This is a genomic window from Micromonospora sp. HUAS YX12 (assembly GCF_040215685.1).
Taxonomy (GTDB): Bacteria; Actinomycetota; Actinomycetes; order Mycobacteriales; family Micromonosporaceae; genus Micromonospora; species Micromonospora tulbaghiae.
In genome coordinates this window covers 2,491,101-2,515,576 of sequence record NZ_CP157974.1, presented here as the reverse complement: position 1 = coordinate 2,515,576, position 24,476 = coordinate 2,491,101, and the positions used below count along the sequence as shown (strand labels likewise).

19 protein-coding genes are annotated in these 24,476 nt (G+C 72.9%); 5 read left to right on the top strand and 14 right to left on the bottom strand.

Annotation, left to right across the window (positions count from 1 at the left end; translation table 11 throughout):
- Positions 1 to 5: 5 nt before the first annotated feature.
- From ABIH81_RS12305 to ABIH81_RS12285, 5 genes are all read right to left on the bottom strand, one after another.
- A complete protein-coding gene (locus ABIH81_RS12305) occupies positions 6 to 989 on the bottom strand; it encodes an ABC transporter permease (RefSeq protein ID WP_349880369.1) in 984 nt (327 codons plus the stop codon).
- A gap of 75 nt (positions 990 to 1,064) precedes the next feature.
- On the bottom strand, positions 1,065 to 1,991 hold the full coding sequence (locus tag ABIH81_RS12300) for an ABC transporter permease (protein WP_252449641.1): 927 nt from the start codon (positions 1,989 to 1,991) through the stop codon (positions 1,065 to 1,067).
- Between the two features lie 144 nt (positions 1,992 to 2,135).
- Positions 2,136 to 3,779, bottom strand: coding sequence for an ABC transporter substrate-binding protein (locus ABIH81_RS12295; RefSeq protein WP_349880368.1), 1,644 nt, complete (start codon positions 3,777 to 3,779; stop codon positions 2,136 to 2,138).
- A gap of 587 nt (positions 3,780 to 4,366) precedes the next feature.
- On the bottom strand, positions 4,367 to 5,044 hold the full coding sequence (locus ABIH81_RS12290; RefSeq protein WP_302905363.1) for a response regulator transcription factor: 678 nt from the start codon (positions 5,042 to 5,044) through the stop codon (positions 4,367 to 4,369).
- Between the two features lies 1 nt (position 5,045).
- Positions 5,046 to 6,296, bottom strand: a complete 1,251-nt coding sequence (locus tag ABIH81_RS12285) for a PspC domain-containing protein (RefSeq protein ID WP_349881077.1) — start codon at positions 6,294 to 6,296, stop codon at positions 5,046 to 5,048.
- A gap of 176 nt (positions 6,297 to 6,472) precedes the next feature.
- Here ABIH81_RS12285 and ABIH81_RS12280 point away from each other — a divergent pair, with 176 nt between their 5' ends.
- From ABIH81_RS12280 to ABIH81_RS12270, 3 genes are all read left to right on the top strand, one after another.
- Positions 6,473 to 8,314, top strand: a complete 1,842-nt coding sequence (locus ABIH81_RS12280; protein ID WP_349880367.1) for a PspC domain-containing protein — start codon at positions 6,473 to 6,475, stop codon at positions 8,312 to 8,314.
- On the top strand, positions 8,311 to 8,748 hold the full coding sequence (locus ABIH81_RS12275; protein WP_349881287.1) for a hypothetical protein: 438 nt from the start codon (positions 8,311 to 8,313) through the stop codon (positions 8,746 to 8,748). The genes ABIH81_RS12280 and ABIH81_RS12275 overlap by 4 nt, the downstream gene beginning before the upstream one ends.
- 154 nt (positions 8,749 to 8,902) lie before the next feature.
- Complete coding sequence (locus ABIH81_RS12270) at positions 8,903 to 10,150, top strand: phosphatidylserine decarboxylase (RefSeq protein ID WP_349880366.1); 1,248 nt, start codon at positions 8,903 to 8,905, stop codon at positions 10,148 to 10,150.
- Positions 10,151 to 10,207: 57 nt separating this feature from the next.
- Here ABIH81_RS12270 and ABIH81_RS12265 read toward each other — a convergent pair whose 3' ends face one another.
- The 3 genes from ABIH81_RS12265 to ABIH81_RS12255 all read right to left on the bottom strand — a co-directional run bounded on the left by ABIH81_RS12265 (position 10,208) and on the right by ABIH81_RS12255 (position 13,471).
- On the bottom strand, positions 10,208 to 11,122 hold the full coding sequence (locus ABIH81_RS12265; protein ID WP_349880365.1) for a CDP-alcohol phosphatidyltransferase family protein: 915 nt from the start codon (positions 11,120 to 11,122) through the stop codon (positions 10,208 to 10,210).
- A gap of 345 nt (positions 11,123 to 11,467) precedes the next feature.
- A complete protein-coding gene (locus tag ABIH81_RS12260; protein WP_349880364.1) occupies positions 11,468 to 12,379 on the bottom strand; it encodes an NUDIX hydrolase in 912 nt (303 codons plus the stop codon).
- A gap of 144 nt (positions 12,380 to 12,523) precedes the next feature.
- The gene (locus ABIH81_RS12255; protein WP_349880363.1) at positions 12,524 to 13,471 is read right to left on the bottom strand and encodes an NUDIX domain-containing protein; all 948 of its coding nucleotides are present in this window, start codon (positions 13,469 to 13,471) and stop codon (positions 12,524 to 12,526) included.
- Between the two features lie 144 nt (positions 13,472 to 13,615).
- Here ABIH81_RS12255 and ABIH81_RS12250 point away from each other — a divergent pair, with 144 nt between their 5' ends.
- Positions 13,616 to 13,981 (top strand): PspC domain-containing protein, encoded by a 366-nt coding sequence (locus ABIH81_RS12250; protein WP_349880362.1) that lies wholly within the window; start codon positions 13,616 to 13,618, stop codon positions 13,979 to 13,981.
- Between the two features lie 6 nt (positions 13,982 to 13,987).
- Here the strand turns inward: ABIH81_RS12250 and guaA are convergent, their stop codons facing one another.
- Positions 13,988 to 15,544 carry a glutamine-hydrolyzing GMP synthase gene (guaA, locus tag ABIH81_RS12245; RefSeq protein ID WP_349880361.1) on the bottom strand — a complete coding sequence of 519 codons (1,557 nt, stop codon included), beginning with the start codon at positions 15,542 to 15,544 and terminating at the stop codon, positions 13,988 to 13,990.
- A gap of 119 nt (positions 15,545 to 15,663) precedes the next feature.
- Positions 15,664 to 17,346, bottom strand: a complete 1,683-nt coding sequence (locus ABIH81_RS12240; RefSeq protein ID WP_349880360.1) for a GMC family oxidoreductase — start codon at positions 17,344 to 17,346, stop codon at positions 15,664 to 15,666.
- A gap of 141 nt (positions 17,347 to 17,487) precedes the next feature.
- Here ABIH81_RS12240 and ABIH81_RS12235 point away from each other — a divergent pair, with 141 nt between their 5' ends.
- Positions 17,488 to 18,588 carry an LCP family protein gene (locus tag ABIH81_RS12235; protein WP_349880359.1) on the top strand — a complete coding sequence of 367 codons (1,101 nt, stop codon included), beginning with the start codon at positions 17,488 to 17,490 and terminating at the stop codon, positions 18,586 to 18,588.
- Between the two features lie 4 nt (positions 18,589 to 18,592).
- Here ABIH81_RS12235 and ABIH81_RS12230 read toward each other — a convergent pair whose 3' ends face one another.
- The 4 genes from ABIH81_RS12230 to guaB all read right to left on the bottom strand — a co-directional run bounded on the left by ABIH81_RS12230 (position 18,593) and on the right by guaB (position 24,342).
- The gene (locus ABIH81_RS12230; protein ID WP_349880358.1) at positions 18,593 to 20,050 is read right to left on the bottom strand and encodes a M1 family metallopeptidase; all 1,458 of its coding nucleotides are present in this window, start codon (positions 20,048 to 20,050) and stop codon (positions 18,593 to 18,595) included.
- An 89-nt stretch (positions 20,051 to 20,139) separates the two neighbouring features.
- Entirely contained in the window at positions 20,140 to 21,534 is a 1,395-nt protein-coding gene (locus ABIH81_RS12225) for a M1 family metallopeptidase (RefSeq protein WP_349880357.1), read from the bottom strand.
- Positions 21,535 to 21,631: 97 nt separating this feature from the next.
- On the bottom strand, positions 21,632 to 22,750 hold the full coding sequence (locus ABIH81_RS12220) for a GuaB3 family IMP dehydrogenase-related protein (RefSeq protein ID WP_013288539.1): 1,119 nt from the start codon (positions 22,748 to 22,750) through the stop codon (positions 21,632 to 21,634).
- Between the two features lie 29 nt (positions 22,751 to 22,779).
- Positions 22,780 to 24,342 carry an IMP dehydrogenase gene (gene guaB / locus ABIH81_RS12215; RefSeq protein ID WP_349880356.1) on the bottom strand — a complete coding sequence of 521 codons (1,563 nt, stop codon included), beginning with the start codon at positions 24,340 to 24,342 and terminating at the stop codon, positions 22,780 to 22,782.
- Between the last annotated feature and the right edge of the window lie 134 nt (positions 24,343 to 24,476).

Sequence of the window (24,476 nt, the reverse complement as noted above, 5' to 3'; positions counted from 1 at the left end):
TTCCCCTATCGGAGCTTCGGGTCGAGGGCCTCGCGGACCGCCTCGCCGAGCATGACGAAGCTCAGCACAGCGGCGACGAGGAACGCGGCGGGGAAGAACAGCAGGTACGGCGAGACCCGGATGTAGTTCTGCGCCTCGCTGATCATGATGCCCCAGGAGACGACCGGGCTCTTCAGGCCGATGCCCAGGAACGAGAGCGTGGCCTCCGCGCCGATGAACGAGCCGACCATGATCGTGCCGTAGACCAGCAGCGGGGCCAGGCAGTTCGGCAGCAGGTGCTTGAGGATGATCCGGCCGGTGCCGGCGCCGAGCGCGCGGGCCGCGACGATGTAGTCGGCCTCCTTGGTGGCGAGCACCGAGGAGCGCATCAGCCGCATCACGACCGGCCAGCTCAGCACGCTCAGGGACAGGATGACCAGCCCCATGATCGTCCACTCGCCGTTGTCGGTGCCGGACCCGTTGAACGTGGTGAGGATGACGATCGCGCCGAGCACGAACGGCAGGCCGAAGAAGATGTCCGCGATTCGGGACAGCAGTGCGTCCACCCAGCCGCCGCGGTAGCCGGCGATGATGCCCATCGTGCCGCCGACGACCAGCGTCAGGACGGTGGAGACCACCGCGACCACGATCGAGGCGCGGGCGCCGTAGATGACCCGGGCGTAGACGTCGCGGCCCTGCACGTCGTAGCCGAACCAGGCGGCCGACGACGGCTCGACCCGGCTGCGCTCCAGCGTGCCGTTGACCGCGTCGCCGGAGGTGAACAGCCAGGGGAAGGCGGCCATCACGAGGAACACCACGATGATCGTCGCCGAGATCCAGAACAAGGGCTTGCGGCGCAGGTCGATCCAGGCGTCGCCGAGCAGACCGCGGGGCTTCTGCTGCTTGGCGCTCTCCGGGAGGCCGGCGTTGGTGGGGGCGCCCGAACCGGCCTCGGTGGGCATGGTCGCGGGCGGCGTCGTCACGATCGACGCGGTATTCGGGTCACTCATGCCCGCACCTCGCTGCGCTCGGCGCGGGCGTGGTTACCCGCGCAGACTGCTGGGACGATTCGTTCGCTGCGGCGGTCACTCATAGCGGATCCTCGGGTCGAGGGCGGCGTAGAGCAGGTCGACCACCAGGTTCATCACGAGATAGACGAGCACCAGCACCACCACGATGCCGACAACGGTAGCGCTCTCCTTCGTGACGATCGAGCGGAGCACCTGCCGGCCGATGCCGTTGATGCCGAAGATGCCCTCGGTCACGATCGCGCCACCCATCAGGGCGCCGAGGTCGGTGCCGAGCAGCGTGACCACCGGGATGAGCGAGTTGCGCAGCAGGTGCACGCCGACCACGCGGCGCATCGGCAGGCCCTTCGCGATCGCGGTGCGGACGTAGTCGGCACGCCGGTTCTCGGCGATGCTCGTACGCGCCACCCGGGCGATGTAGGCCATCGATGCGCTTCCGAGCACGAAGCCCGGCACGATCAGTTCGCTGAACCGCATCTCGTTGGACACGGTCGGGTTGATGATGCCCCACTTCACACCGAGCAGCCACTGCAGCACGAAGCCGATGACGAAGACCGGCAGGGCGATCAGGAAGAGGGTGGACACGAGGACCAGGTTGTCCAGGAAACCGTTGCGCCGCAGACCGGTCAGGATGCCCGCGCCGAGACCGATCACGGCCTCGATGGCGAGGGCGACCACCGCCAGCTTCAGGGTGTTCGGGTACGACGTGGCGATGATGTCGCTGATCTCGCGACCGCCGAACGTGATACCGAAGTCCCCCTGCACGAGGTTCTTCATGTAGCTGGCGTACTGCACCCAGATCGACTCGTCGAGGTTGTACTTCTCGGTCATCATGGCCCGGTAGTTGGGCGGGCAACCGCGATCGCCGCACTTGCCGGCGAAGGGGTCACCGGGCACGGACCAGACGAGCCAGTAGATCAGGAACGTCGTGCCGATGAACACCGGCACGAGTTGCAGCAGCCGTCTCAAGAGATAACGGCCCATGGGGTGGTCCTCCAGACAGGGAGCGCCGGCTAGGCCGGCGCGGCGGCGACAACATGCGAGGGGTTCGTTGTACACCCCCTCGCGGAACGGCCCCGGGTCGGGCTCACCGGTAGGCGAGCCCGACCCGGGGTCAGACCGTTCGGATCAGAGCTCGACCGAGGTGATGTCGAGCTCACCGACGTTGGTCAGCTCCACCTTCTTGATCTTCTCCGAGTGGCCGGACTGCTGGCCACCGAAGTAGATCGGCATGGAGGGGACGTCCTGGTCGATCAGCTTGACGGCCTCAGCGAACTTCTTGTGGGCCTCCTCGATGCTGGGGGCCGCGGTGGCCTCCTTGGCGAGGGCGTCCACCTGCGGGTTGCTGTACTTGCCGTCGTTCGAGGAACCGCCGGTGACGTAGAGCGGGTTGATCCAGTTCTCGACGTCCGGGTAGTCCTGCTGCCAGCCGGCCCGGTAGGCGCCGGTCATCTTGTAGGCGTTGATGTTGGCGCGGAAGACCGCGAAGGTCGGCACGCCGACGGCAACCGCGTCGATGCCCAGGTTGGTCTTGATCTGCTGGGCGACGGCCTCCATCCACTCCTTGTGGCTGGCGTCCGCGTTGTACGACAGGGTCAGCTTGCCCTGGAAGCCACCGGCCTCGGTGAGGAGCTGCTTGGCCTGGGCCACGTCGAACTTGCAGGAGGTGCAGTTGCCCGGCTCGGCGCCCGGGGTCAGCGGGTTGGCCCAGCTGTCGGCCGGCTTGCGGGTACCGAAGAAGATCTTGTCGGTGATCGACTGCCGGTCGATGGACAGCGAGATCGCCTTGCGCAGCTTCGGGTTCTGGAAGCGCTTGTCGTAGATCGGGAAGGCGATGATGCCGGTCGACGGGGTGGTCGAGGACAGAGCCCGCTCGCCCAGGTCGGTCTTCCACTTCTCGCCGGCCAGCGCGGAGACCGGAACCTGCTGCTGGAAGTCCAGGTTGCCGGCGAGCAGGTCGTTGTACGCCGCCGTGTCGTCCTGGTAGATCTTGACGGTGACGTCCTTGATCTTCATCTTGTCGCGCAGGCTGTAGTCGTCGAAGCGGGTCAGCTTGATCTCGACGTCGTCCTGCCAGGAGACGAGCTTGACCGGGCCGTTACCGATCGGCTTCTTGCCGAAGTCAGCCGGGGTGGACGAGAAGAACGCGTCCGGCAGCGGCACGAAGGCGCTGTAGCCGAGCTTGGTCGGGAACACGGCGGTCGGCGCGGTGAGCGTGACCTCGAAGTTCCAGTCGTCGACGACCTTCAGGCCGGACATCTCCTTGGCCTTCGGCTCCGGGGCCTTCTGCGGGCCGTCCGGGCCGTCCGGGTCCTCGGTGTAGACCTCGTCGAAGCCCTGGATGTCGGAGAAGAAGGAGGCGTTCTGCGCGCCGTTCGGGCCGTAGGCCGCCCAGTTCCAGGCCTTGACGAAGCTCTCGGCCTTGACGGTGGTGCCGTCGTGGAACTTGGTGTTCTGCTTGATCTTGATCTTGAAGACCTTCGAGTCGGTCGTGTCGATCGACTCGGCGAGCAGGTTCTGCGGCGCCCCACCGTTGTTGGGGTACTCGACCAGACCGCTCCACATCCAGTCGATGATCGCGCCACCACCGGTCTCGGTGGTGTTCGCCGGAACCAGGGGGTTCTCCGGCTGGGTGCCGTCGATGACGATCGCGCCGTCGCTGCTGGCGCCGGCGTCGCCACCGTCGTTGTTCCCGCTGGAGCAGCCGGACGCGACGAGCGCGAATGCCGCGCCCACCGCGAGCGCGCCGCTCGCCCGCTTCGAGACTCTCATTCCGAGGGGCCTCCTCTTTCTTAACCTGGTTCCGTCGTGAGTTTCACGCACGTCTTGGGGGTGACACCACCGGCGACCCGAACCGCAGGACGCCGGTTTACCGCAGAGGAATTCGGGACACCCCAGGGGTACCGATCCGCCGGGCGCCACACCCTGGACGAGACACCGCGCAGGGTCGGCGGCCACGCGGCGGCGCGAAAGACGGCGTCACGTGGTCGGCAGGCCCGACGAGATGCCTCACACCGGGGGGTGAGGTGCTGCCACTGTGACACCAACCGGCCCTTTCCGTGAAGGTGCCGTTATCAAGCCGTTAGTTGGTCGCCACGTTGCCGATACTTGAGAAAAGATCACAAAGTGTACGGACGATAGGGCCCTGAACAGGCAAGACGGGCACAGAGAGGTCGACGGATGTCCCTGCGAACGCGGGGTTGTGAGGTTCACCGCGCAGGCCTCGGCGACTCTCGCGGGCGCACGACTGCGGCGTTTTTTGTCCGTCCGGATGATGCCATGCCGACTGAGCGGGCAGCAACGGGGCCCCTGGGGTACGAGGCCGCCGTGGCCCCGCCCCCCGGAGCGGGCGTGGAGTCCTAGACCAGCCGGCGGTCGGCGGCCCAGCGGGACAGCTCGTACCGGTTCGACATCTGGAGCTTGCGCAACACGTTGGAGACGTGCGTCTCGACCGTCTTGATCGAGATGTACAGCTCCTTGGCGATCTCCTTGTACGCGTACCCCCGGGCCAGCAGCCGCAGCACCTCGCGCTCGCGGTTGGTGAGCTGGTCCAGCTCGGGGTCGGCCACCGGCGCGTCCGGCCGGGAGGCGAACGCGTCGAGCACGAACCCGGCCAGCCGCGGGCTGAACACCGCGTCGCCGTCGGCCACCCGCCGGATCGCGTCGGTCAGCTCCTCCGGTGAGATCGTCTTCGTGACGTACCCCCGCGCGCCGGCGCGGATCAGGCCGATCACGTCCTCGGCGGCGTCGGAGACGCTCAGTGCCAGGAACCGCACCTGCGGGTGGGTACGCCGCATCGCCTCCAGCACCGCGCGACCGCCGCCTTCGGGCATGTGCACGTCGAGCAGCACCACGTCCGGCGCGGTGGCCGCGATCCGGGTCACCGCCTCGGCCACCGAGCTGGCCTCGCCGACGACCTCCACCCGCGCGCCCAGTTCGGCGCGGACGCCGGCCCGGAACATCGCGTGGTCGTCGACGAGGAACACCCGCAGCGGCCCGCGCGGCGCCGTACCCTCGACCGGTTCCTGCTCGGACATGTCACTTGTCCCTTTCCGCCGTGGAGCCGGAGCCGCTGATCGGCAGGATCAGCCGGACCTCGGTCCCTTCCCCCGGCTCGGACCGGATCTCCGCCCGGCCGCCGTGCCGCTTCATCCGTCCGATGATCGAGCCCCGGACGCCGTGCCGGTGATTCTCCACCGTATCCGGGTCGAAGCCCTTGCCCCGGTCCCGGACGAACACGCTCACCTGCTCCGGCTCCACCTCGGCGTACAGCGACACGGTCTGCACACCGGCGTGCCGGGCCGCGTTGACCAGGGCCTCCCGGGCGGCGGCCACGATCGCGCCCACCCGCTCGTCGGTCTCCCGGTCGCCGACCACCACCACCTCGACGGTGATGGCGAACGTGTCCTCCACCTCGGCGGCGGCCTGCTCCAGGGCGGCCGCGAAGCGCTCGGTGGGCGAGGCGGCCGGCTTGTAGAGCCAGTTGCGCAGCGAGCGCTCCTGACCGCGGGCCAGCCGCTGCACCGTCTTGACGTCGCTGGCGTTGCGCTGGATCAGGGCCAGCGTGTGCAGCACCTGGTCGTGCACCATCGCGGCCAGTTCGGCGCGCTCCTGCTCCCGGATGCGGCCCTCCCGCTCGGAGCGGAGCTGGTTCCAGGTGCGCCAGAGCACCGGACCGGTGACCACACCCACGCCGGCCAGCCCGACCAGCGCGAAGATCACGCCGTTGAGCACCGCGTCGAAGTTCTGCGCCGGCGAGTAGACGGCCGCCACACCGATGATGCCGACCGCGACGAGCACGCCGCCGCCGATGAAGCGCAGCACGAACGCGCGCCTGTCGCTCTCCTCCACCACCGCGCCGAGCCAGGGCACCGGCGAGTCGCCCCACTGCCGGCGACGCTCCGGGGCGGACTGGTGCCAGATGACGCCCGCGCCGACCGCGATGATCGCCACCAGCCAGCCGGCGGTGCCGGCCGCGCCCACCGAGTTGAACGCGACCACCTGGAGCAGCAGGACACCGAGCCCGATCACCACGAACGGCAGCAGCTGGGCGAGGTCGCGGCGGGGCGGGACGGCGGTGTCGCCGGGGCGGGGCGGGACCACCGCCCAGAAGGCGGCGTAGAGCAGCAGCCCGAGCCCGCTCAGCCCGAGCAGCACCATGAACGCCACGCGTACCCGCAGCACCGGGATGCCCAGGTGCTCGGCGATGCCCGCGGCCACCCCGGCGGCCAGCCGGTGGTCGGTGGCCCGGTAGAGGCGCGGGGCGTGCGGGGCGGGGGTGCTGCTGATCGGAGGCTCCCAGGTCGAGGCGGACACGCCGGCGGCGCCGACGCTCAGATCGTCACACGGCCGCGACACCCGGGACCACGGGGACGCCCCGGAGTTTCACCGGCGGCGGATCTCAGGGTGGGGTCAGGGTCGGGTCCGGAGGCTGTTCGGGCGGCCGGGGCAGCAGTATCGAAGGCATGAACGAGGACGCTGCCCGTCCGCCCCGCCCCTGGGCGGCAGCACAGGACGCCCCGCCGCCCCCGCCGGGAACGGCGCCCACCACCGACCAGGCGACCCCGCCGCCCGGCGGCGGCACGCCGTTCGCCGGTCCGCCACCCGGTGGGTACGCCCCACCGCCCGGCGCCGCCGGCTTCACCACCCGGTACGGCCTGGTACGCCCCCGCGAGGGCCGCTACCTGGCCGGGGTGTGCGCCGCCATCGGCCGGGCCACGAACACCGACCCGGTGCTGTGGCGCGTACTGCTGGCCGTGCTCGGCTTCTTCGGCGGCATCGGGATCATCGTGTACGTCGCCGGCTGGCTGATCATCCCCGGCGAGGGCGACACCGCCTCGCCGGTGGAGGCCATGCTCGGCCGGGGCCGCTCCAGCATGTCCCCGATCACGGTGATCGTGCTCGGCATCGTGGTGGCGCTCGGCTTCGCCTACGTCGTCACCGACGGGTTCCGGGCGATCCTGCTCGGCGCGGTGATCCTGGTCGGCGGCGCGCTCCTGCTCAACCGCGAGCAGCGTGGCGCGGCGCCGCGACCGGCTCAGCCGGCGCCCCCGCACGGTCACCCGCCGGGCCCGGTGCCACCGGTGGCCTGGCCCGCGCCATCGGCGCCGGCGCCGGGCACCTGGACCGCGGCTCCCCCCGCGGCACGGTGGACCGGCACGCCCGCCGGACCGGTACACCCCGGGGCGGCGCCGTCCAGCGGCCTGCCCGCCGAGCCCGGCTACCCACCGGCGTCCGCATCCGAGCCCGGCTACCCACCGGTGTCCGCGTCCGAGCCGGGCTACCCGCCGGCGTCGCCTTCCGAGCCGGGGCACCCGGCGACGTCCGACGCGGAGCGCGAGCCGGGGCACCCCGGGCCCGCTACCGGCTACCCGACGCTGCCGGCGCCGGGCTGGCCCGCCGCGGCCGGCACCCGGCCGGGCCCGTCCGAGCCGACGACCGTCGCGATGCGGCAGGTGACCGGCCCGGTCGCCGACACCGCCACCTGGCCGGCCTACGGCGCGAACCCGGCCTGGCCGGGGGCACGGGACGCGGGCGCCCGGCTGGACGAGCCGGCCGCCGTGCCGCCGCCCGCCCCGGTGGGCGCACCGCTGCCGCCCGGCGGTTACCGGCCACCGTTCGCCCCGCACGGCCCGTACGCCGGATCGCCGCCCGTCCCGCCACCGGTCCGGCCGCCGCGACCGCCGAAGCGGCCCAAGGAGCGCTCGCCGCTCGGCGCGATCACGTTCTCGCTGATCTTCCTGGCGCTCGGCGTGGTGGCCATGCTCGACCTGCTCGACGTCTTCCCGGTCGGCGCCGCCGGCTACTTCGCCGCGGTGCTCGCGACCATCGGCCTCGGTCTGCTCGTCGGCACCTGGTTCGGCCGGGCGCGCTGGCTGATCGCCCTGGGCCTGGTGACAGCGGCGGCGCTCGGCATCGCCACAGTCGCCGAGTCCTACGACCGGGTACGCGGCATCGACGGCAACGTCACCTGGGCGCCGACCGACCTGCGCGACCTGGCCGACCGGTACGAGAACAACCTCGGTGACGCGACGCTCGACCTGCGCGGGATCGACTTCGACAAGCAGGACGTCCAGGTGACCGTCGACGTCAACCTCGGCAACGCGACTGTGGTCGTACCGCCGAACGTCGACGTGACCACAGTGGCCGACGTGAACGCCGGCGACGCCACGGTCTTCGGCCGGCGCAGCGGCGGGCTCGGCGGCCGGCAGTGGGAGACCACCGACGCGGGGGCCGACGGTCCCGGTGGCGGCAAGCTGCGCCTCTACGTCCACGTGAACGCCGGCAAGCTGGAGGTGACCCGGTGAAGGCACACCGTACCGACATCGTGTCGTTCGCTTTCGGACTCGTCTTCCTCGGCCTGTCCGTCTGGTGGCTGCTGGCCCGGATCCTCGGCCTCTCCGTACCCCCGGTCGGCTGGTTCCTGGCCGGCGGGCTGGTGCTGATCGGACTGCTCGGACTGCTCGGCGCACTGCGCTCGGGCCGCGCCCCGGAGCAGCCCGCGCCGCAGTCCGCGCCGGAGGTCACGGTCTCGGCGCCGTACGGCTCCCCCGCCGCCGGCGCCGAGACGGCCGGTGGCCCGGAGACGGCCGGTGGCGCGGAGAAGCCCGACGGCGCCGACGAGCGGGCCACCGAGGCCACCACCGACTCCTCGGAGCCGGCCACCCGCGAACTGCCGCCACTCGATCCGCCGGCCGGCGAGGCGGCTCCGCAGCGCCGTACGCCGGGGGATCCGGCCTGACCGCGCCACTGCGGCACCCTTCGGACGCGGCCTATGCTGGTCGGCGGAGACCTCGTCTCCGCCGGCCGGCCCGCGCCCCCGACACGCCGGAGCCACCGGTCGGGTCGCCGGAGCCGCCCCGTCCGTTCGCTATCTCGTCAGGAGCCCGTCCGACATGACCCAGTCCCCCGCCGTGCGCGTCACCGGTCCCTCCGGTGCGGTCCGCATCGGCGAGCGCGCCGCCCGCACGCTCGTCAGCGAGTTCGCCCGGCGTAACGACCCGAAGGCCGGCCTGCTGGTCGGCGCGACCCCGGAGTCCGCGGTGCTGGCCGCCGCGATCGAGGCGCTGCTCCCCGGTGACCGGCTCACCGTGGTGCCGGCGGAGGGCGCCGCGGCGGCCGCGCTGCGCGAGCACGTCACCGCGCAGGGCCGCTGGGTCGCCGACCGGGTACGCGTGGCCGACACGCTCGCCGAGGCGGACGCCGCCGCGGTGGTGGTCGTCGCCGAGCCGTTCACCGGCACCGCGGAGGAGGCTCGCGCCGCTGTCGACGGGCTGGCGAAGTACCTCGCCGAGGGCGCGGTGCTGAGCGTCGCCGCGCCGCTGTTCCGCACGGAGGGCGCCGACGGCGAGCTGGACCGGCAGGGCGTGCTGCACGGCGTGCGCACCGACCTGGTGCTGCGCAACACCCCGCCGGTACGCGTGCACCACCTGCGGTTCACCCCGGCGCCGGTCGCGCTCGCGGCCTCGCTGTCCCCGGCGTACCGGCCGTCGAGCGTGCCGCTGACCCGGGGCATGCACATCGACTCGAACGGGGTGGCCGCGGCCGGCATCACGCTCGGCCTGGCCGCCCTGGCCCGGGCCGCGCGGCCGAAGTCGAAGCTCTGGCTGCTGCCGGCGCTGGCCGCCGCGCCGGTGGCCGCGTTCTTCCGCGACCCGGAGCGGGACGTGCCGGAGGACCCGTCGGCAGTCGTCGCCTCGGCGGACGGTCAGGTGCTGTCCGTGCAGCGCCTCCAGGACGAGCGCTTCGGTGACGGCGAGTGGCTGCGGATCGCGGTCTTCCTGTCGGTGCTGGATGTGCACGTCAACCGCGCCCCGGTGGCCGGCAAGGTGGTCGACTACTTCGTCGCCGACGGCGGGTTCGTCAACGCCATGAAGCCGGACGCCGAGCACAACGTGGCGGCGTACACGGTGCTGGACACCGACCACGGCACCGTGGTGGTGGCGCAGCGCACCGGGCTGATCGCCCGCCGGATCGTGCAGCGGGCACCAGTCGGTTCGCTGCTGGCCCGGGGTGAGCGCTTCGGCCTGATCCGGTTCGGCTCGCGTACCGACGTCTACCTGCCGGCCGACGCCGCGGACCCGCTCGTCGGTCCGGGCGACAAGGTGGTCGGCGGCGCGACGGTGATCGCCCGCTGGCGCTGAGCGCCGGACACGAAGAAGGGGCGCCGCTGCGGCGGCGCCCCTTCTTCGTTGCCAGGGTCAGGCGGTACGGCGCTGGTGCAGCCAGAGCAGCGGCCCGCTGACCAGGTAGCCCACCACCACGAGGGCGAACGTGAGCCGGATGTCGACGAGCGCGCCGATCACCGGGGCCAGCCAGAGCCACGGCGGCAGCTTCAGCAGCCGGGCGAGCTTCGCGTACGGGAAGCTGGAGACCATGGCGAAGGCGAGCAGCGCCACGCCGGCCACCATGACCAGACCGGAGACCGGCACGCCGATGGCCACGGTCAGGGCGAGCACGGCCGCCGCCATGGTGGTCGGCACGCCGCAGAAGAAGCGGCCGTCCTTCGGCGAGACGTTGAACCGGGCGAGCCGGATCGCGGCGCAGGCGGCGACGAGCGCGCAGGAGACCGCGGCGGCCGCCGGCGGCACCGAACCGGCCAGCGAGGCGTAGACCACGACCGGCGCGGCGAGGCCGAAGGAGCACATGTCGGCGAGCGAGTCCATCTGCGCGCCGAACGGGCTGGCCACACCGAGCTTGCGGGCCAGCGCGCCGTCGAGGCCGTCGAACGCGACGCACGCGATCAGGCAGACCGCGGCGATCTGCACGTCACCGCGCATGGCCAGGAAGATGGCCAGCATGCCGAGCATGAGGCTGCTCAGCGTGCACGCGTTGACGAGCGCGAACTTGGCCCGGCGGGCGGCGGTGCGCTCACCCGGCAGGAGCGGGATCGACATCGCCGGGGACTCGTCGTCGACCGGGGCGGCCGGCGCGAGCGCCGGGCTGATCGGGCGTACCGCCTCGATGTCGGTGTCGAGCCGGCCGTAGCGGAGGCGCTGGCGGTCGGCGTAGCGGTGGTCGGGGGTGACCAGGTCGGTCCCCGAGACGGCCGCGCCGTCCCGGCGGCCCACCCGGACCAGCAGCACCTGGCGGGCGAACGTACTGCTGCGGCGCAACCTGCCCGCCCAGCGACGCCCTGCGGGGCGCGGACTGTCAGTCGTACGACGCCGGCGCCATGGGGCTCTCGGCACGTTTCCTCCATCACCGGATCGGCTGGCCGCCCACTGCGGGGCGGGTGTCCGGCTGTCTCGTGCCGGACCTTTCGGGTCCGGCAGCCCTTTTGCGGAGTACACCATTGCACAGGGGACAGGGGCTTGGCGATAGCTGCCGGCGGTACTTATATCTCCCTTAACCGCGCGAACCGCCCACTCATTCCCATCTCGGGCCTCAACGCCCGTTTTCGTCGGTCAGCCGTACTCCCGACTGTACCGGAGGCCACCCAGGGCGGCTCGGTGAGCGATTCAGCTCACCCGCTGCCCGGTGGCCCGGGCCGCGACGTCGGTCATCGACAGGGCCGTGACCTGCTCCGGGGCGAACCAGGCGGCCCGTGCGGTCGAGCCGCCGGCCAGCTCGGTCACCACGGCGTCGGTCGGCGCGTCCACGCGCACCCGGTAGATCACCCGGACGCCGTGCCAGTCCAGCGGGCGGCCCTCCGGACCGAGCGCGGCCGGGTTGTGCAGGTTGTCCACGGCGATCAGGTCGACCACCCGGCCCAGTTGCCCGGCCTCCTCGACCAGCTCGCGCAGCAGCCCGGCGGCCGGCTGCTCGCCGTGGTCGGTGCCGCCCCCGGGCAGGTGCCAGCGGCCCGCCCCCGGATAACCGTCGGCGATCATGGTGAGCAGCACCCGGTCGGCGGGGTCGGTGACCAGCCCGTACGCGGCGAAGCGCTGCCGCCGGTCGACGGCCGGTCCGGCCGGCTCGCCGGGCAGCGCCCGGGGCAGGTCGGCCGGCAGCGGAGTCACCGGCAGGCCGAGCAGCTCGGCGGTGAACGGCATCAGCGGCCGGGCGGCGGCCTCCTCGGGCGTGAACCAGCCCACCTCGTCGCTGCCACCGGCCGGCTCGGGTCGCAGCCGCCCGCCACGTGCCTCCAGGTCGAAGATCAGCCGATCGGTGTGCAGCACGATCCCCAGGGCGGCGAACGCGGCCACGTCGGCCACCGCGGCCCGGATCGCGCCCGGCGCCACGGTCAGCCCGGTCTCCTCGGCGAACTCGCGTACCACGGTGTCGGCCGGGTGCTCCGCGTGCTCGACGCCGCCGCCGGGAAACTGCCACACCCCCGGGTACGGGCACCGCGCCGAGCCACGCGCCAGCAACACCCGCCCCTCGGAGTCCCGCAGCACCCCGTACGCCCCGACCCGCCGCCGCTGCTCCACAGCACCCTCCCCCGCCCGCGCGCCCCCGCGCACTCCCCGCGCCCCACTCCGTCGATCATGAGGTTAGCGGTACCGAGGCGGACATTTCGCGCCGTCAACTTCATGATCGCCGGGGCGGGCGCCCGGGTGGGGCGGGGGTGGGGGTTAGAGGAGGTGGGCGGCCTGGACTGCTTCGGCTGTCACCTCGGTGAGGCGGTCGGTGGGGAGGGCGCCGAGTTCCTCCCGACGGAACCAGCGGGCCTCGCAGGTGGAGCCGCCGATGTCCGCCACGGTGGGCGGCGCGGGCTGGTCGACCACCACCCGGTAGAAGGCGCGTACGCCGTGCCAGTCGATCGGGTAGCCCTCCGGGCCGAGCGAGGCGGCGTCCCGGTGACTGGCCACCCCGAGCAGCTCGACCAGACGGCCGGTCTGGCCGGTCTCCTCGACCAGTTCCCGGATCAGCGCCGCACCCGGCTGCTCGCCGTAGTCGGTGCCGCCGCCGGGCAGGTGCCAGCAGCCGGCGCCCGGGTAGCCGTCGGAGACCCGGGTCAGCAGCACCCGCTCCTCCGGGTCGGTCACCACCGCGTACGCGGCGAAGCGCTGCGCCCGGTGCAGCCCGTCCGGGCCGGGGACGGCGTAGAACGACGGGAACTCGGGCACCTCCTCCGGGACGATGTCGTCGGTGGAGGTGGGCAGGCCCAGGGCACGCGCGGTGAACGACCGCAGCGGCAGCCCCCGGGCCTCGTCGAGGGTGAACCAGCGGGCCAGGTCGGTCGGGCGGTCGACCCGCTCGGTGAGCGTCCCGCCGCGGACCGACACGGTGTAGAGGAGCCGGTCGGTGTGGATCGTGATGCGCCGCTCGGGCAGCGCCCGCATGTCGGCGAGCACGTCCTGGAGGCCGGCGACCGCCACCGAGAGCCCGGTCTCGGCCGCGGTCTCCCGTACGACCGTGTGTTTGGGGTCCTCACCGTGGTCGACAGCTCCTCCGGGGAGCGACCAGGTGCCGGGGGTGCCGGAGCGCTCCGATGCGCGGACCAGCAACACTCGGCCGTTCGAATCAGCACAAACTGCGTATGCCGCGATCCTGCGGAGCGGCTCCAGCGAGGTGGTCACGGGAGCAAATTCTCCCCGGAGCGGGTTACCGACATCGAAAAGAGTCAGATTCCTGACTCTTGGCTGGCGCCTCAGGGATGGGTCAGGGTAAGTGTCCGGGCGGTCACCGAGGTCGGCCGCCACGGTGCCCGGGACCGTTGACACATGACCTTCCCGAACCCCTCCCAGGCCCCGTACAAGCAGCTCCGCCGGCCGGTCAGCGACCGCATGATCGCCGGTGTGGCGAGCGGCCTCGGCCGCTACTTCGCCGCCGACCCCACGCTGATCCGGGTGATCTTCGCGACCGCCACGGTGCTCACCGGCGGGCTCGCCGCGCTCGCGTACCCGATCATGTGGTTCCTGATGCCCGAGGAGCCGGCCGGCGCGCCCGCCTGGCCGCACCCGCCGGGCACCGCGCCGGGCTGGCCGCCGGTCCCGCCGGCCGCACCGGTCCCGCCGGCTACGCCCCAGCCCGGGGCCGGACCGCAGACGCCGCCGCGGCCGGACGCCGGAGCGCCGCCCGCGGCCTGAGCGGCGTCACTCCCACTCGATGGTGCCCGGCGGCTTGCTGGTCACGTCCAGCACCACGCGGTTGACCTCGGCGACCTCGTTGGTGATCCGGGTGGAGATCCGGGCCACCACGTCGTAGGGCAGCCGGGACCAGTCGGCGGTCATCGCGTCCTCGCTGGAGACCGGACGCAGCACCACCGGGTGACCGTAGGTGCGCCCGTCGCCCTGCACCCCGACGCTGCGCACGTCGGCCAGCAGGACCACCGGGAACTGCCAGACGCCCCGGTCCAGGCCGGCCGCGGACAGCTCCTGCCGGGCGATCAGGTCGGCCTTGCGGAGCACGGCGAGGCGCTCCTCGTCGACCGCGCCGATGATCCGGATGGCCAGGCCCGGGCCGGGGAACGGGTGCCGCCACACCATCGCCTCGGGCAGCCCCAGCTCCAGGCCGATCGTGCGGACCTCGTCCTTGAACAGCGTGCGCAGCGGCTCGACCAGGGAGAACTTCAGGTCCTCGGGCAGGCCGCCGACGTTGTGGTGGCTCTTGATGCTGGCGGTGCCGGTGCCGCCGCCGGACTCCACCACGTCCGGGTAGAGCGTGCCCTGCACCAGGTACTCCACGTCGCCGTGCGCGGCGATCTCCCGAGCGGCGGCCTCGAAGACGCGGATGAACTCCCGGCCGATGATCTTGCGCTTCTGCTCCGGGTCGGTCACCCCGGCGAGCGCGCCGAGGAACCGCTCCCGCGCGTCGACCACCTTGAGCTTGATGCCGGTGGCCGCCACGTAGTCCTTCTCGACCTGCTCGGCCTCACCGGCCCGCAGCAGCCCGTGGTCCACGAACACGCAGGTGAGCTGATCGCCCACGGCGCGGTGCACGAGCGCCGCAGCGACCGCCGAGTCGACGCCGCCGGAGAGGCCGCAGATGACCTCCTTGTCGCCCACCTGCTCGCGGATCCGGGCCACCTGCTCGTCGATGATGTTCGACGGCGTCCAGGTCGGTTCGACGCCGGCGATGTCGTACAGGAAGCGGGTGAGCATCTCCTGGCCGTGCGCGGTGTGCCCGACCTCCGGGTGGAACTGCACGCCGGCCCGGCGGCCCGCCAGGTCCTCGAACGCGGCGACCGGGGCCCCCGCCGACTCGGCGGTGACGGTGAAGCCGTCCGGGGCCTCGGTGACGCAGTCGCCGTGGCTCATCCAGACCGGCAGGTCGGCCGGCAGGTCGCGCAGCAGCACACCGGGCTCGGTCAGGCGCGGGCGCAGCGGGGTGCCGCCGTACTCGCGGTTGCCGGTGCGCGCGACGGTGCCGCCGAGCGCCTGCGCCATGGCCTGGAAGCCGTAGCAGATGCCGAAGACCGGCACCCCGGCGTCGAACATCCCGGCGTCGATCTGCGGGGCGCCCGGTGCGTAGACGCTGGACGGGCCACCGGACAGGATGATCGCGGCCGGGTTCTTCGCCAGCATCTCGGACACCGGCATGGAATGCGGGACGATCTCCGAGTAGACCCTCGCCTCGCGGACACGGCGCGCGATGAGCTGGGCGTACTGGGCTCCGAAGTCCACCACGAGGACGGGGCGAGGCGTGCTCATGTGCGCAAAGCCTACCGACAGTCACCGGCCGCGCGGACGCGCCCCGGCGGTGTGGCGGGGTGAATGTGTTAACAAGGGCCCCTTCCTCTACCGGAGGCGTTAAGAAGGGGCCCTTCCTTTCACCGCAGGGCGGCGGGGGCGTGCGCGGGGACGGCCGGCCGCCGCGGCGGGACCGGCTCGACCCGGGTGTACGGCGACCCGAGCGCCGGGCGGGGGTCCGCCTCACCCTTGTTCGGCCAGTACGACATGGCCCGCTCGGCCTGCGCGGTGATCGTCAGCGACGGGTTGACGCCCAGGTTCGCCGAGACCGCCGCGCCGTCGGCCACGTGCAGCCCCGGGTGGCCGTACACCCGGTGCCAGGGGTCGATGACGCCCTCGTCCGGGGTGGCGCCGATCACCGCGCCGCCGAGGATGTGCGCCGTCATCGGGATGTTGAACGGCTCGGTGACCGCCCCGCCGGGGGTGCCGCCGATCTCCTCGGCGAGCAGCCGCGCCGCCGTGTTGCCGGCCGGGATCCAGGTCGGGCTGGGCGCGCCGTGGCCGGGGCCGGAGACCAGCCGGCCCTTGCGGTAGCGGGTGGTCAGCGAGTTGTCGACCGACTGCATGACGAGCGCGATCACGGTGCGCTCGGACCAGCGGCGTACCGACAGCATCCGCGCCGCCAGCGCGGGCTGCCGGACGATGCTGCCCAGCCAGCGCCGGGCCCGGCGGGGACCGCCGTCGACGAGCAGCGACTGGAGCAGGCCCATCGCGTTGGAGCCCTTGCCGTAGCGGACCGGCTCGATGTGGGTCTGCGGGTCGGGGTGGAACGAGCTGGTGATCGCCACTCCCTCGGTGAAGTCGAGGCCGCGCCGGCGGGCCGCGCCGGGCGCCACCGAGGCGCCGAGGATGGCCTCGGAGTTGGTCCGGGTCAGCTCGCCCAGCCGGGGCGAGAGCGCCGGCAGCGCGCCGGTCGCCTTCATCTCGTGCAGCAGCCGCTGGGTGCCGAGCGCGCCGGCCGCGAAGACCACCTGGTCGGCGTGGATCACCTCACGCCGCTTGCGCAGCCAGGCGCCGGTGCGCTCGGTGTGCACCGCGTAGCCGCCGGCCGGGTCGGGGCGGACGGCGGTCACAGTGGTCAGCGGGTGCACCTGCACGCCGAGGCGCTCGGCCAGCCAGAGGTAGTTCTTCACGAGCGTGTTCTTGGCGCCGTGCCGGCAGCCGGTCATGCACGCTCCGCAGTGGCTGCACCCGGTGCGGTCCGGCCCGGCCCCGCCGAAGTACGGGTCGGCCACCCGCTCGCCCGGGCGCCCGATGTGCACCCCGACCGGCGTCGGGTGGTAGGTGTGCGCCACCCCCATCCGCTCGGCCACCGCGCGGACGGCCTGGTCCGCGCGGGTGTCGATCGGGTACGTGGTGACGCCGAGCATCCGCTTCGCCTGGTCGTAGTGGCGGGCCAGCTCGTCGCGCCAGTCGGTGATGTCCCGCCACTGCGGGTCGGCGTAGAACGCGTCGAGCGGTTCGTAGAGCGTGTTCGCGTAGACCAGCGATCCACCCCCGACCCCGGCGCCGGAGAGCACCAGCACGCCGCCTCCGGCCTTGCGGTCGGCCGAGCGCAGCAGCGTGATCCGCTGGAGCCCGAAGCAGCCGAGCCTGGGCGCCCAGAGGAACCGCCGCGCCCGCCAGGACGTACGCGGGAACTCGTCGTCGGCGAAGCGCCGCCCCGCCTCCAGGACGCCCACCGTGTAGCCCTTCTCGGCCAGCCGGAGCGCGGTGACGCTGCCGCCGAAGCCCGAACCGATGACGACCACGTCGTAACGCATGAACGCATCATTACCGACCGGTAGCTATGGCGCCAGCGAGTGTTTTTCGCAGATCATGCAGAGCGCTCGATTCGCCGGGATTCCCGCCGCTGCAACCTCCGGCGGCCCTCAGCGCGTCGAACTCCACGGGGAGGAAAGAACGTGACGAGACGACGCCTGCTGGGCCTGGCCGCACTGGTGGCGGCGCTGCTGGTGGCCACCGGAGCGGTGGTGACCACCCGGCTCGTGGCGAACCGCCCGGCCGCCCCGGCCGCCGGCCCGACCACCGCGCCCCCGGCGTCGCCCACACCCGCCCCGACCACCGCCAGCCCGGCGCCGCCGCCCGGCGCCGACCTGAAGGGCCCGCTCAACCTGCTGCTCGTCGGCGTCGACACCCGGGTCAGCATCCCCGGCTGGGAGCCGCACGCCGACGCCGTGCTGCTGCTGCACGTACCCGCCGGGCTGGACCGGGCGTACCTCTTCTCGCTCCCCCGCGACCTGGTGGTGGACATCCCCGCCTACCCGAAGGCCCGCTACCCGGGCGGGCGGACCAAGCTCACCCACGCGATGAGCTACGGCAGCCGGGTGCCGGGCGACAAGGCCCACCCCAGCACCGCCCAGGGGTACGAACTCCTGCGCACCACCGTCTCCCGCTACACCGGGCTGCGCATCGACGCCGGGGCGGTGATCACGTTCGGCGGCTTCGACAAGCTGGTGGACACGCTCGGCGGGGTGGACCTCTACGTCGACCAGCGGGTCGCCTCCCGGCACCGCCGCCCGGACGGCACCATGCGGACCCTGACCGGCGGCGGGTACATCGGGCCGCAGATGGTCTACGAGAAGGGCACCCGGCACCTGACCGGCTGGCAGGCGCTCGACTACGCGCGGCAGCGCTACACCGCGGGCGGCGACTACACCCGGCAGCGGCACCAGCAGCAGCTTCTCCGGGCGCTGGCCCGCAAGATCCTCGACCAGGGCACCGCCCGCGACCCGCAGCGGGTCGAGCAGGTGGTGGCCGCGCTGGGCAAGACCCTGGTGTACGCCGGGGGCGGCCGGAAGCTGATCGACTTCGCGTACGCCCTGGGTGGCCTGCCGGCCGACCGGCTCACGCTCGTCGTGCTGCCCGGCGCCGGGGTGAGCAGCGGCGGCGCCTACCGGGGTGAGCAGCTCAAGCCGCTCGGCCGCGACTTCCTCACCGCGCTGCGCGGCGGGCGGGCCGACGCGTTCCTGGCCGCCCACCCGTCGCTGCGCGTCAAGAACTGACGCGCTACAGCGGCTTCGGGGCGGGCGGGCGCTCGGTGCCGTACAGCCACGGGTCGAAGACCTTCGCCAGCTTCTTGCCGGAGATCCGCTCGGCCAGCGCCACGAAGTCCGCGGTGGTGGCGTTGCCGTTCTTCTGCTCCGCGGCCCAGGTGCGCAGGATGGTGAAGAACGCGGTGTCGCCCACCGCCACCCGCAGCGCGTGCACGGTCATTCCGCCCCGGTCGTAGACCGAGCGGCTGAACAGGTTCGCGACGCCCGGCTTGCCCGGCGGCGTACGCCACACCTGACCGCCGGCGTTCGCGTACTTCTGCTCGAACGTACGCTGCACGGTGGTCGAGCCGCTGTGCTCGGCCCACAGCCACTCGGCGTACGTGGCCAGCCCCTCGTTGAGCCAGATGTCCTGCCAGCGCTGGATCGACACGCTGTTGCCGTACCACTGGTGGGCCAGCTCGTGCGCGACCACGCCGGTGTTGTCGCCCTGCCGGAAGAAGCTCGCGGAGTAGACCGGCCGGCTCTGCGTCTCCAGCGCGTACCGGATCCGCTCGTCGGCGATCACCACGCCCCCGTACGAGTCGAACGGGTACGGCCCGAAGACGCTCTCCAGGTAGTCGGCGACCTCGACGGTGCGCGCGATGGACCGGTCCGGCGCGCCCTGCGCCACCTGCGTGGTGACCGCGCTGTAGACCGGCCGCCCCTTGTGCTGCCCGGTGGTGACCCGGAACTTCCCGATCGCCACAGTGGTCAGGTAACTGGCCGTCGGCGCGGTCTCCGACCACTTCCAGGTGGTCCAGGCGCCGCTTGCCGACTTGCCCTTCGGCACGCCGTTGGAGACCGCCGTCAGTCCCTTCGGGACGGTGATCTCCATGTCGTAGGTGGCCTTGTCCGACGGGTGGTCGTTGACCGGGAACCAGGTGCTCGCCGACTCCGGCTGACCGAGCGCGATCGCCCCGTCGCCGGTGTGCAGCCAGCCGCCCTCGCCCAGCACCTCGTTCCGCAGCGGCTCCGGCCGGCCGTCGTACCGGATCTCGGCGGTGAACCCGTTGCCGGAGGTCAGCCCGATGGCCGGGGTGACCACCAGTTCGTCCTCGCTACGGCTGTGCCGGGCGGCGGCGCCGTCCACCGTGACCGATCGGACGGTCAGCCCGGCCAGGTCCAGGTTGAACGCGGACAGGTCGGCGGTCGCCGTGGCCCGCAGCGTGGTGGTGCCGCTGAGCTTGTCGGTGTCCGGGTCGTAGCGCACCTTGACGGTGTAGTGCGCGACGTCGTACCCGCCGTTGCCGTAGCTCGGGAAGTACGGATCGCCGGCGCCGGCCGCGCCCGGTGCGAAGCTGCGCGAGGTCGCCGGCGCCGGGCCGGCCGGGGACGACGGGCCCGGGTCCGGCTCGGCCGAACCGCAGCCGGCCACCAACAGGGTGCCGCAGGTCAGCAACCCGAGCCGTCGTCGTGCGCCGCGCCGCGTCATCGCCTCGATCCCTCCCGGGGCCCGTTCGGCGGCCCCGCCCACGGGCCGCTCCGACCGCGGCAGCCTACCCAGCGGCGGTCACGCGTGCGTCACGGCAGTCCCGGCGGCGTGCCACCGACCAGCCAGGCGTCCAGCAGCGCCCGCAGCGGCCGCCCGGACGTGCGTTCGGCGTATCCGACGAAGTCGGCCGTGGTGACGTTGCCGTCGCGGTGCTGCGCCAGCCAGCCGCGCAGCACGCGGTAGAACGTCTCGTCGCCCAGCGCGCGGCGCAGCGCGTGCACCGCGAGCGCGCCCCGCTGGTAGACCGCGTCGCCGAACATCCCGGCCCGGCCCGGGTCGACTGTGGGCTTCGACCAGTCGGTGGCCGCGTAGCGCTCGACGACGGTCTGCGCCACGGTCCGCCCGCCGTCGTGCTCGGCCCAGAGCCATTCGGCGTACGTGGCGAAGCCCTCGTTGAGCCAGATGTCGCTCCACCGGGCAACCGAGACGCTGTCGCCGAACCACTGGTGGGCCAGCTCGTGCGCGACCACCTCGGTGTTCGGCCGGTCGCCACGGAAGAACGCCGGCCCGTAGACCGGACGGCTCTGCGTCTCCAGCGCGTACCGGATGCGTTCGTCGGCGACCACCACGCCGCCGTACGCCTCGAACGGGTACGGCCCGAAGCGCGTGGCCAGGAAGTCGGCGACCTCGCCGGTGCGGGCCACCGACGCGGCGGCCGGCCCGTCCGCGGGCAGCGCCGCGGCGACCGCGGTGACGATGGGCTTGCCGGCGTGCGTGCCGCTGCTGACCCGGTAGTCGCCGATCACCAGCGTGCTCAGGTAGCTGGCCATCGGCGCGCGCTCGGCCCAGCGCCAGGTGGTCCATCCGCCGCTGGACGTCTTGCCCTCCGGCACGCCGTTGGACAGCGCGGCCAGGCCGTCCGGCACGGTGACCGCGAGGTCGTAGGTGGCCTTGTCCGACGGGTGGTCGTTGACCGGGTACCAGGTGCTCGCCGACTCCGGCTGGCCGAGCGCGATGGCGCCGTCCGGTGTGGCGTGGAAGCCGCCGTCGCCGAGTTCGGCGTTCGGCAGCGGTTGCGGCACCCCGCCGTACGTCACCTCGACCGTGAACCGCCGCCCGGACGGCAGCCCGCCCGCCGGGGTGACGATCAGCTCGGCGCCGTCGTGGCGGTGCTTCGCCGCCCCGCCGTCCACCCGCACCCGCTCCACGTCCAGCCCGGCCAGGTCGAGCTGGAACCGGGACAGCGCCCGGGTGGCGGTGACGGTCAGCGTCGCGGTGCCGGTGAGCCGGTCGCCGGCCGGGTCGTAGCGCACGTCCAGCGCGTAGTGGCCCACGTCGTAGCCGCCGTTGCCGGCCCCCGGCACGTACGGGTCACCGGCGTCCGCCGCGCCCGGCCGGAACCCGCTCTCGTCGCCGCCGGTGCACCCGCTCAGCGCGAGCGCCGCCGCCGCCAGCCCTGCCGCCCAGACCCGCCCCCGTCTCACCCGGCGAGCCTAGACGCGCGACGGCGCGGGCGGGGCCGGAACACGTCCGTGCCGCCGCCCGCGCCGTCATGCCGTGCTCAGCGGTGCTCAGCGGTGCTCAGCGGTCGAGGACCAGCCCGACCTTCTGGAACTCCTTCAGGTCGCGGTAGCCGCACTTGGCCATCGCGCGGCGCAGGCCGCCGAAGAGGTTGAGCTGGCCGTCCGGCTCGTCGGCCGGGCCGAACAGCAGCTTCTCCATCGAGCCGAGCGGCTCGCCGGCCACCTCGAACGCGCCCCGGGGCAGCGACGGGTGGCTGGCCGCGGAGTGCCACCAGGCGCCGCCGGCCGGCGCCTCCTCGCAGAGCGACAGCGGCTCGCCGAGCATCACCGCGTCCGCGCCGCAGCCGAGCGCCTTGGCGATGTCGCCGGAGGTCTGCATGTCGCCGTCGGCGATCAGGTGCACGTACCGGCCGCCGGTCTCGTCCAGGTAGTCGCGGCGGGCCGCGGCGGCGTCGGCGATGGCGGTGGCCATCGGCACCCGGATGCCGAGCACCGACTCGGTGGTCGACCAGTCGTCGCCGCCGATGCCCACGATCACGCCGGCCGCGCCGGTACGCATCAGGTGCAGCGCGGTCTTGTAGTCGGTGCAGCCGCCGACGACGACCGGCAGGTCCAGGTCGGCGATGAACTCCTTGAGGTTCAGCGGCTCGTCGGTGGTGGAGACGTGCTCGGCCGAGACGAGCGTGCCCTGGATGACCAGGATGTCGACGCCGGCGTCGAGGATCACCGGGGCCAGCGCCAGGGTGTGCTGCGGGGAGACCCGCACCGCCACCGTGCCGCCGCCCTCGCGCAGCTCACGCACCCGCTCGGCGATCAGGTCGGGCCGGATCGGCTCGGCGTAGACCTCCTGGAGGCGCTTGGTCGCCCGCGCGTCCTCGCCGAGACCGGCCAGCTCCTCCAGGATCTTGGCCGGGTTCTCGTACCGGGTCCAGAGGCCCTCGACGTTCAGCACGCCGAGGCCGCCGAGCTGGCCGAGCCGGACCGCCGAGGCGGGGCTCATGGTCGCGTCCGAGGGGTGCGCGACGCACGGGATGCCGAACTGGTACGCGTCGAGCTGCCACGCGGTGGAGACGTCGTCGACGTCCCGGGTGCGGCGGCTCGGCACGATGGCGATGTCGTCCAGGTGGTAACCGCGCTGCGCGGTCTTGCCCAGCCCGATCTCGACCACGTCACGCATGGGGACTCCAGGTGGTTGGGGGTGGTGGTTCAGCGGGAGTGGTAGTTGGGCGCCTCGACGGTCATCTGGATGTCGTGCGGGTGGCTCTCCTTGAGCCCGGCCGCGGTGATCCGGATGAGCTGGCCACGCCGGTGCAGCTCCGGGATGCTCTCCGCGCCCACGTACCCCATCGCGGCGCGCAGCCCGCCGATGAGCTGGTGGGCGACCGCGGACAGCGGCCCCCGGTACGGCACCTGGCCCTCGACGCCCTCCGGGACCAGCTTGTCCTCGGCGAGCACGTCCTGCTGGAAGTAGCGGTCCTTGGAGTAGGACTTGCCCTGGCCGCGCGACTGCATCGCGCCGAGCGAGCCCATCCCCCGGTACGCCTTGTACTGCTTGCCGTTGATGAAGATCAGCTCGCCGGGGCTCTCCTCGCAACCGGCCAGCAGGCTGCCGAGCATCACGGTGTCGGCGCCGGCGACGAGCGCCTTGGCGATGTCGCCCGAGTATTGGATGCCGCCGTCACCGATCACCGGCACGCCGGCCGGGCGGGCGGCGCGGGCCGCCTCCATGATCGCGGTGATCTGCGGTACGCCGACCCCGGCCACGATCCGGGTGGTGCAGATGGCGCCCGGGCCGACGCCCACCTTCACGCCGTCCGCGCCGGCCTCGACGAGCGCCTTCGCGCCCGCGTACGTGGCGATGTTGCCGCCCACGATGTCGATGGTGACGTCCCGCTTGAGCCGGGCCACCATCTCCAGCACGGCCCGCTGGTGGCCGTGCGCGGTGTCCACGATGACGACGTCCACGCCGGCGTCGACGAGCGCGCGGGCCCGCTTGTAGCCGTCCTCGCCCACGCCGACCGCGGCGGCGACCCGGAGCCGGCCCGCGTCGTCCTTCGTGGCGTTCGGGTACTGCTCGCTCTTGGTGAAGTCCTTGACCGTGATCAGGCCGCGCAGCTTGCCGCTCGCGTCCACGATCGGCAGCTTCTCGATCTTGTGCTGGCGCAGCAGGCCGAGCGCCTCGTCCTTGCTCACGCCGACCGGGGCGGTGATCAGCGGGGTGCGGGTCATGATCTCGCGCACCGGCGTGGCCGGGTCGGAGACGAACCGCATGTCGCGGTTGGTGACGATGCCGACCAGCTGGCCCTGCCCGTCCACCACCGGCACGCCGGAGATGCGGTAACGCCCGCAGAGCGCGTCGACCTCGCGCAGCGTGTCGTCGGGGCTGGCGGTCACCGGGTTGGTGATCATGCCGGACTCGGAGCGCTTCACCAGGTCCACCTGGAGCGCCTGGTCCTCCACGGAGAGGTTGCGGTGCAGCACGCCGATGCCGCCCTGACGGGCCATGGCGATCGCCATCCGCGCCTCGGTGACCGTGTCCATCGCGCTGGACAGCAGCGGCACGGTCAGCTCGATGTTGCGGGTGAGGCGGGTGCGGGTGTTGACGCGGCTGGGCACGACGTCCGACTCGCCCGGCTGGAGCAGTACGTCGTCGAAGGTCAGCCCGAGCGGCACCACCCGGGCCGAACCGGCCGGCAGCTCGGGCAGATGACCACCCAGCTCCCCGCCGTCGGTGCCGGCCGGGATCTCGGTGCTGGGCGAATTCTCCACGATTGCTCCCCTGAGCTGGTCGATCGGGCTGCAGCGAGGCGGCGCGCGGGGGCACCGGCAGGCGCCTGGTGACGGCGCGTCGCCTCATCGTACCCACTTGCCCGTCCCGGCCCGGGCAGCGGCGGGCCCGAGGG

Coding starts and splice junctions, on each gene's coding strand:
- ABIH81_RS12305 (WP_349880369.1), bottom strand. CDS start 989: ATGAGTGACCCGAATACCGCGTCGATCGTGACGACGCCGCCCGCGACC.
- ABIH81_RS12300 (WP_252449641.1), bottom strand. CDS start 1,991: ATGGGCCGTTATCTCTTGAGACGGCTGCTGCAACTCGTGCCGGTGTTC.
- ABIH81_RS12295 (WP_349880368.1), bottom strand. CDS start 3,779: ATGAGAGTCTCGAAGCGGGCGAGCGGCGCGCTCGCGGTGGGCGCGGCA.
- ABIH81_RS12290 (WP_302905363.1), bottom strand. CDS start 5,044: ATGTCCGAGCAGGAACCGGTCGAGGGTACGGCGCCGCGCGGGCCGCTG.
- ABIH81_RS12280 (WP_349880367.1), top strand. CDS start 6,473: ATGAACGAGGACGCTGCCCGTCCGCCCCGCCCCTGGGCGGCAGCACAG.
- ABIH81_RS12270 (WP_349880366.1), top strand. CDS start 8,903: ATGACCCAGTCCCCCGCCGTGCGCGTCACCGGTCCCTCCGGTGCGGTC.
- ABIH81_RS12250 (WP_349880362.1), top strand. CDS start 13,616: ATGACCTTCCCGAACCCCTCCCAGGCCCCGTACAAGCAGCTCCGCCGG.
- guaA (WP_349880361.1), bottom strand. CDS start 15,544: ATGAGCACGCCTCGCCCCGTCCTCGTGGTGGACTTCGGAGCCCAGTAC.
- ABIH81_RS12240 (WP_349880360.1), bottom strand. CDS start 17,346: ATGCGTTACGACGTGGTCGTCATCGGTTCGGGCTTCGGCGGCAGCGTC.
- ABIH81_RS12230 (WP_349880358.1), bottom strand. CDS start 20,050: ATGACGCGGCGCGGCGCACGACGACGGCTCGGGTTGCTGACCTGCGGC.
- ABIH81_RS12220 (WP_013288539.1), bottom strand. CDS start 22,750: ATGCGTGACGTGGTCGAGATCGGGCTGGGCAAGACCGCGCAGCGCGGT.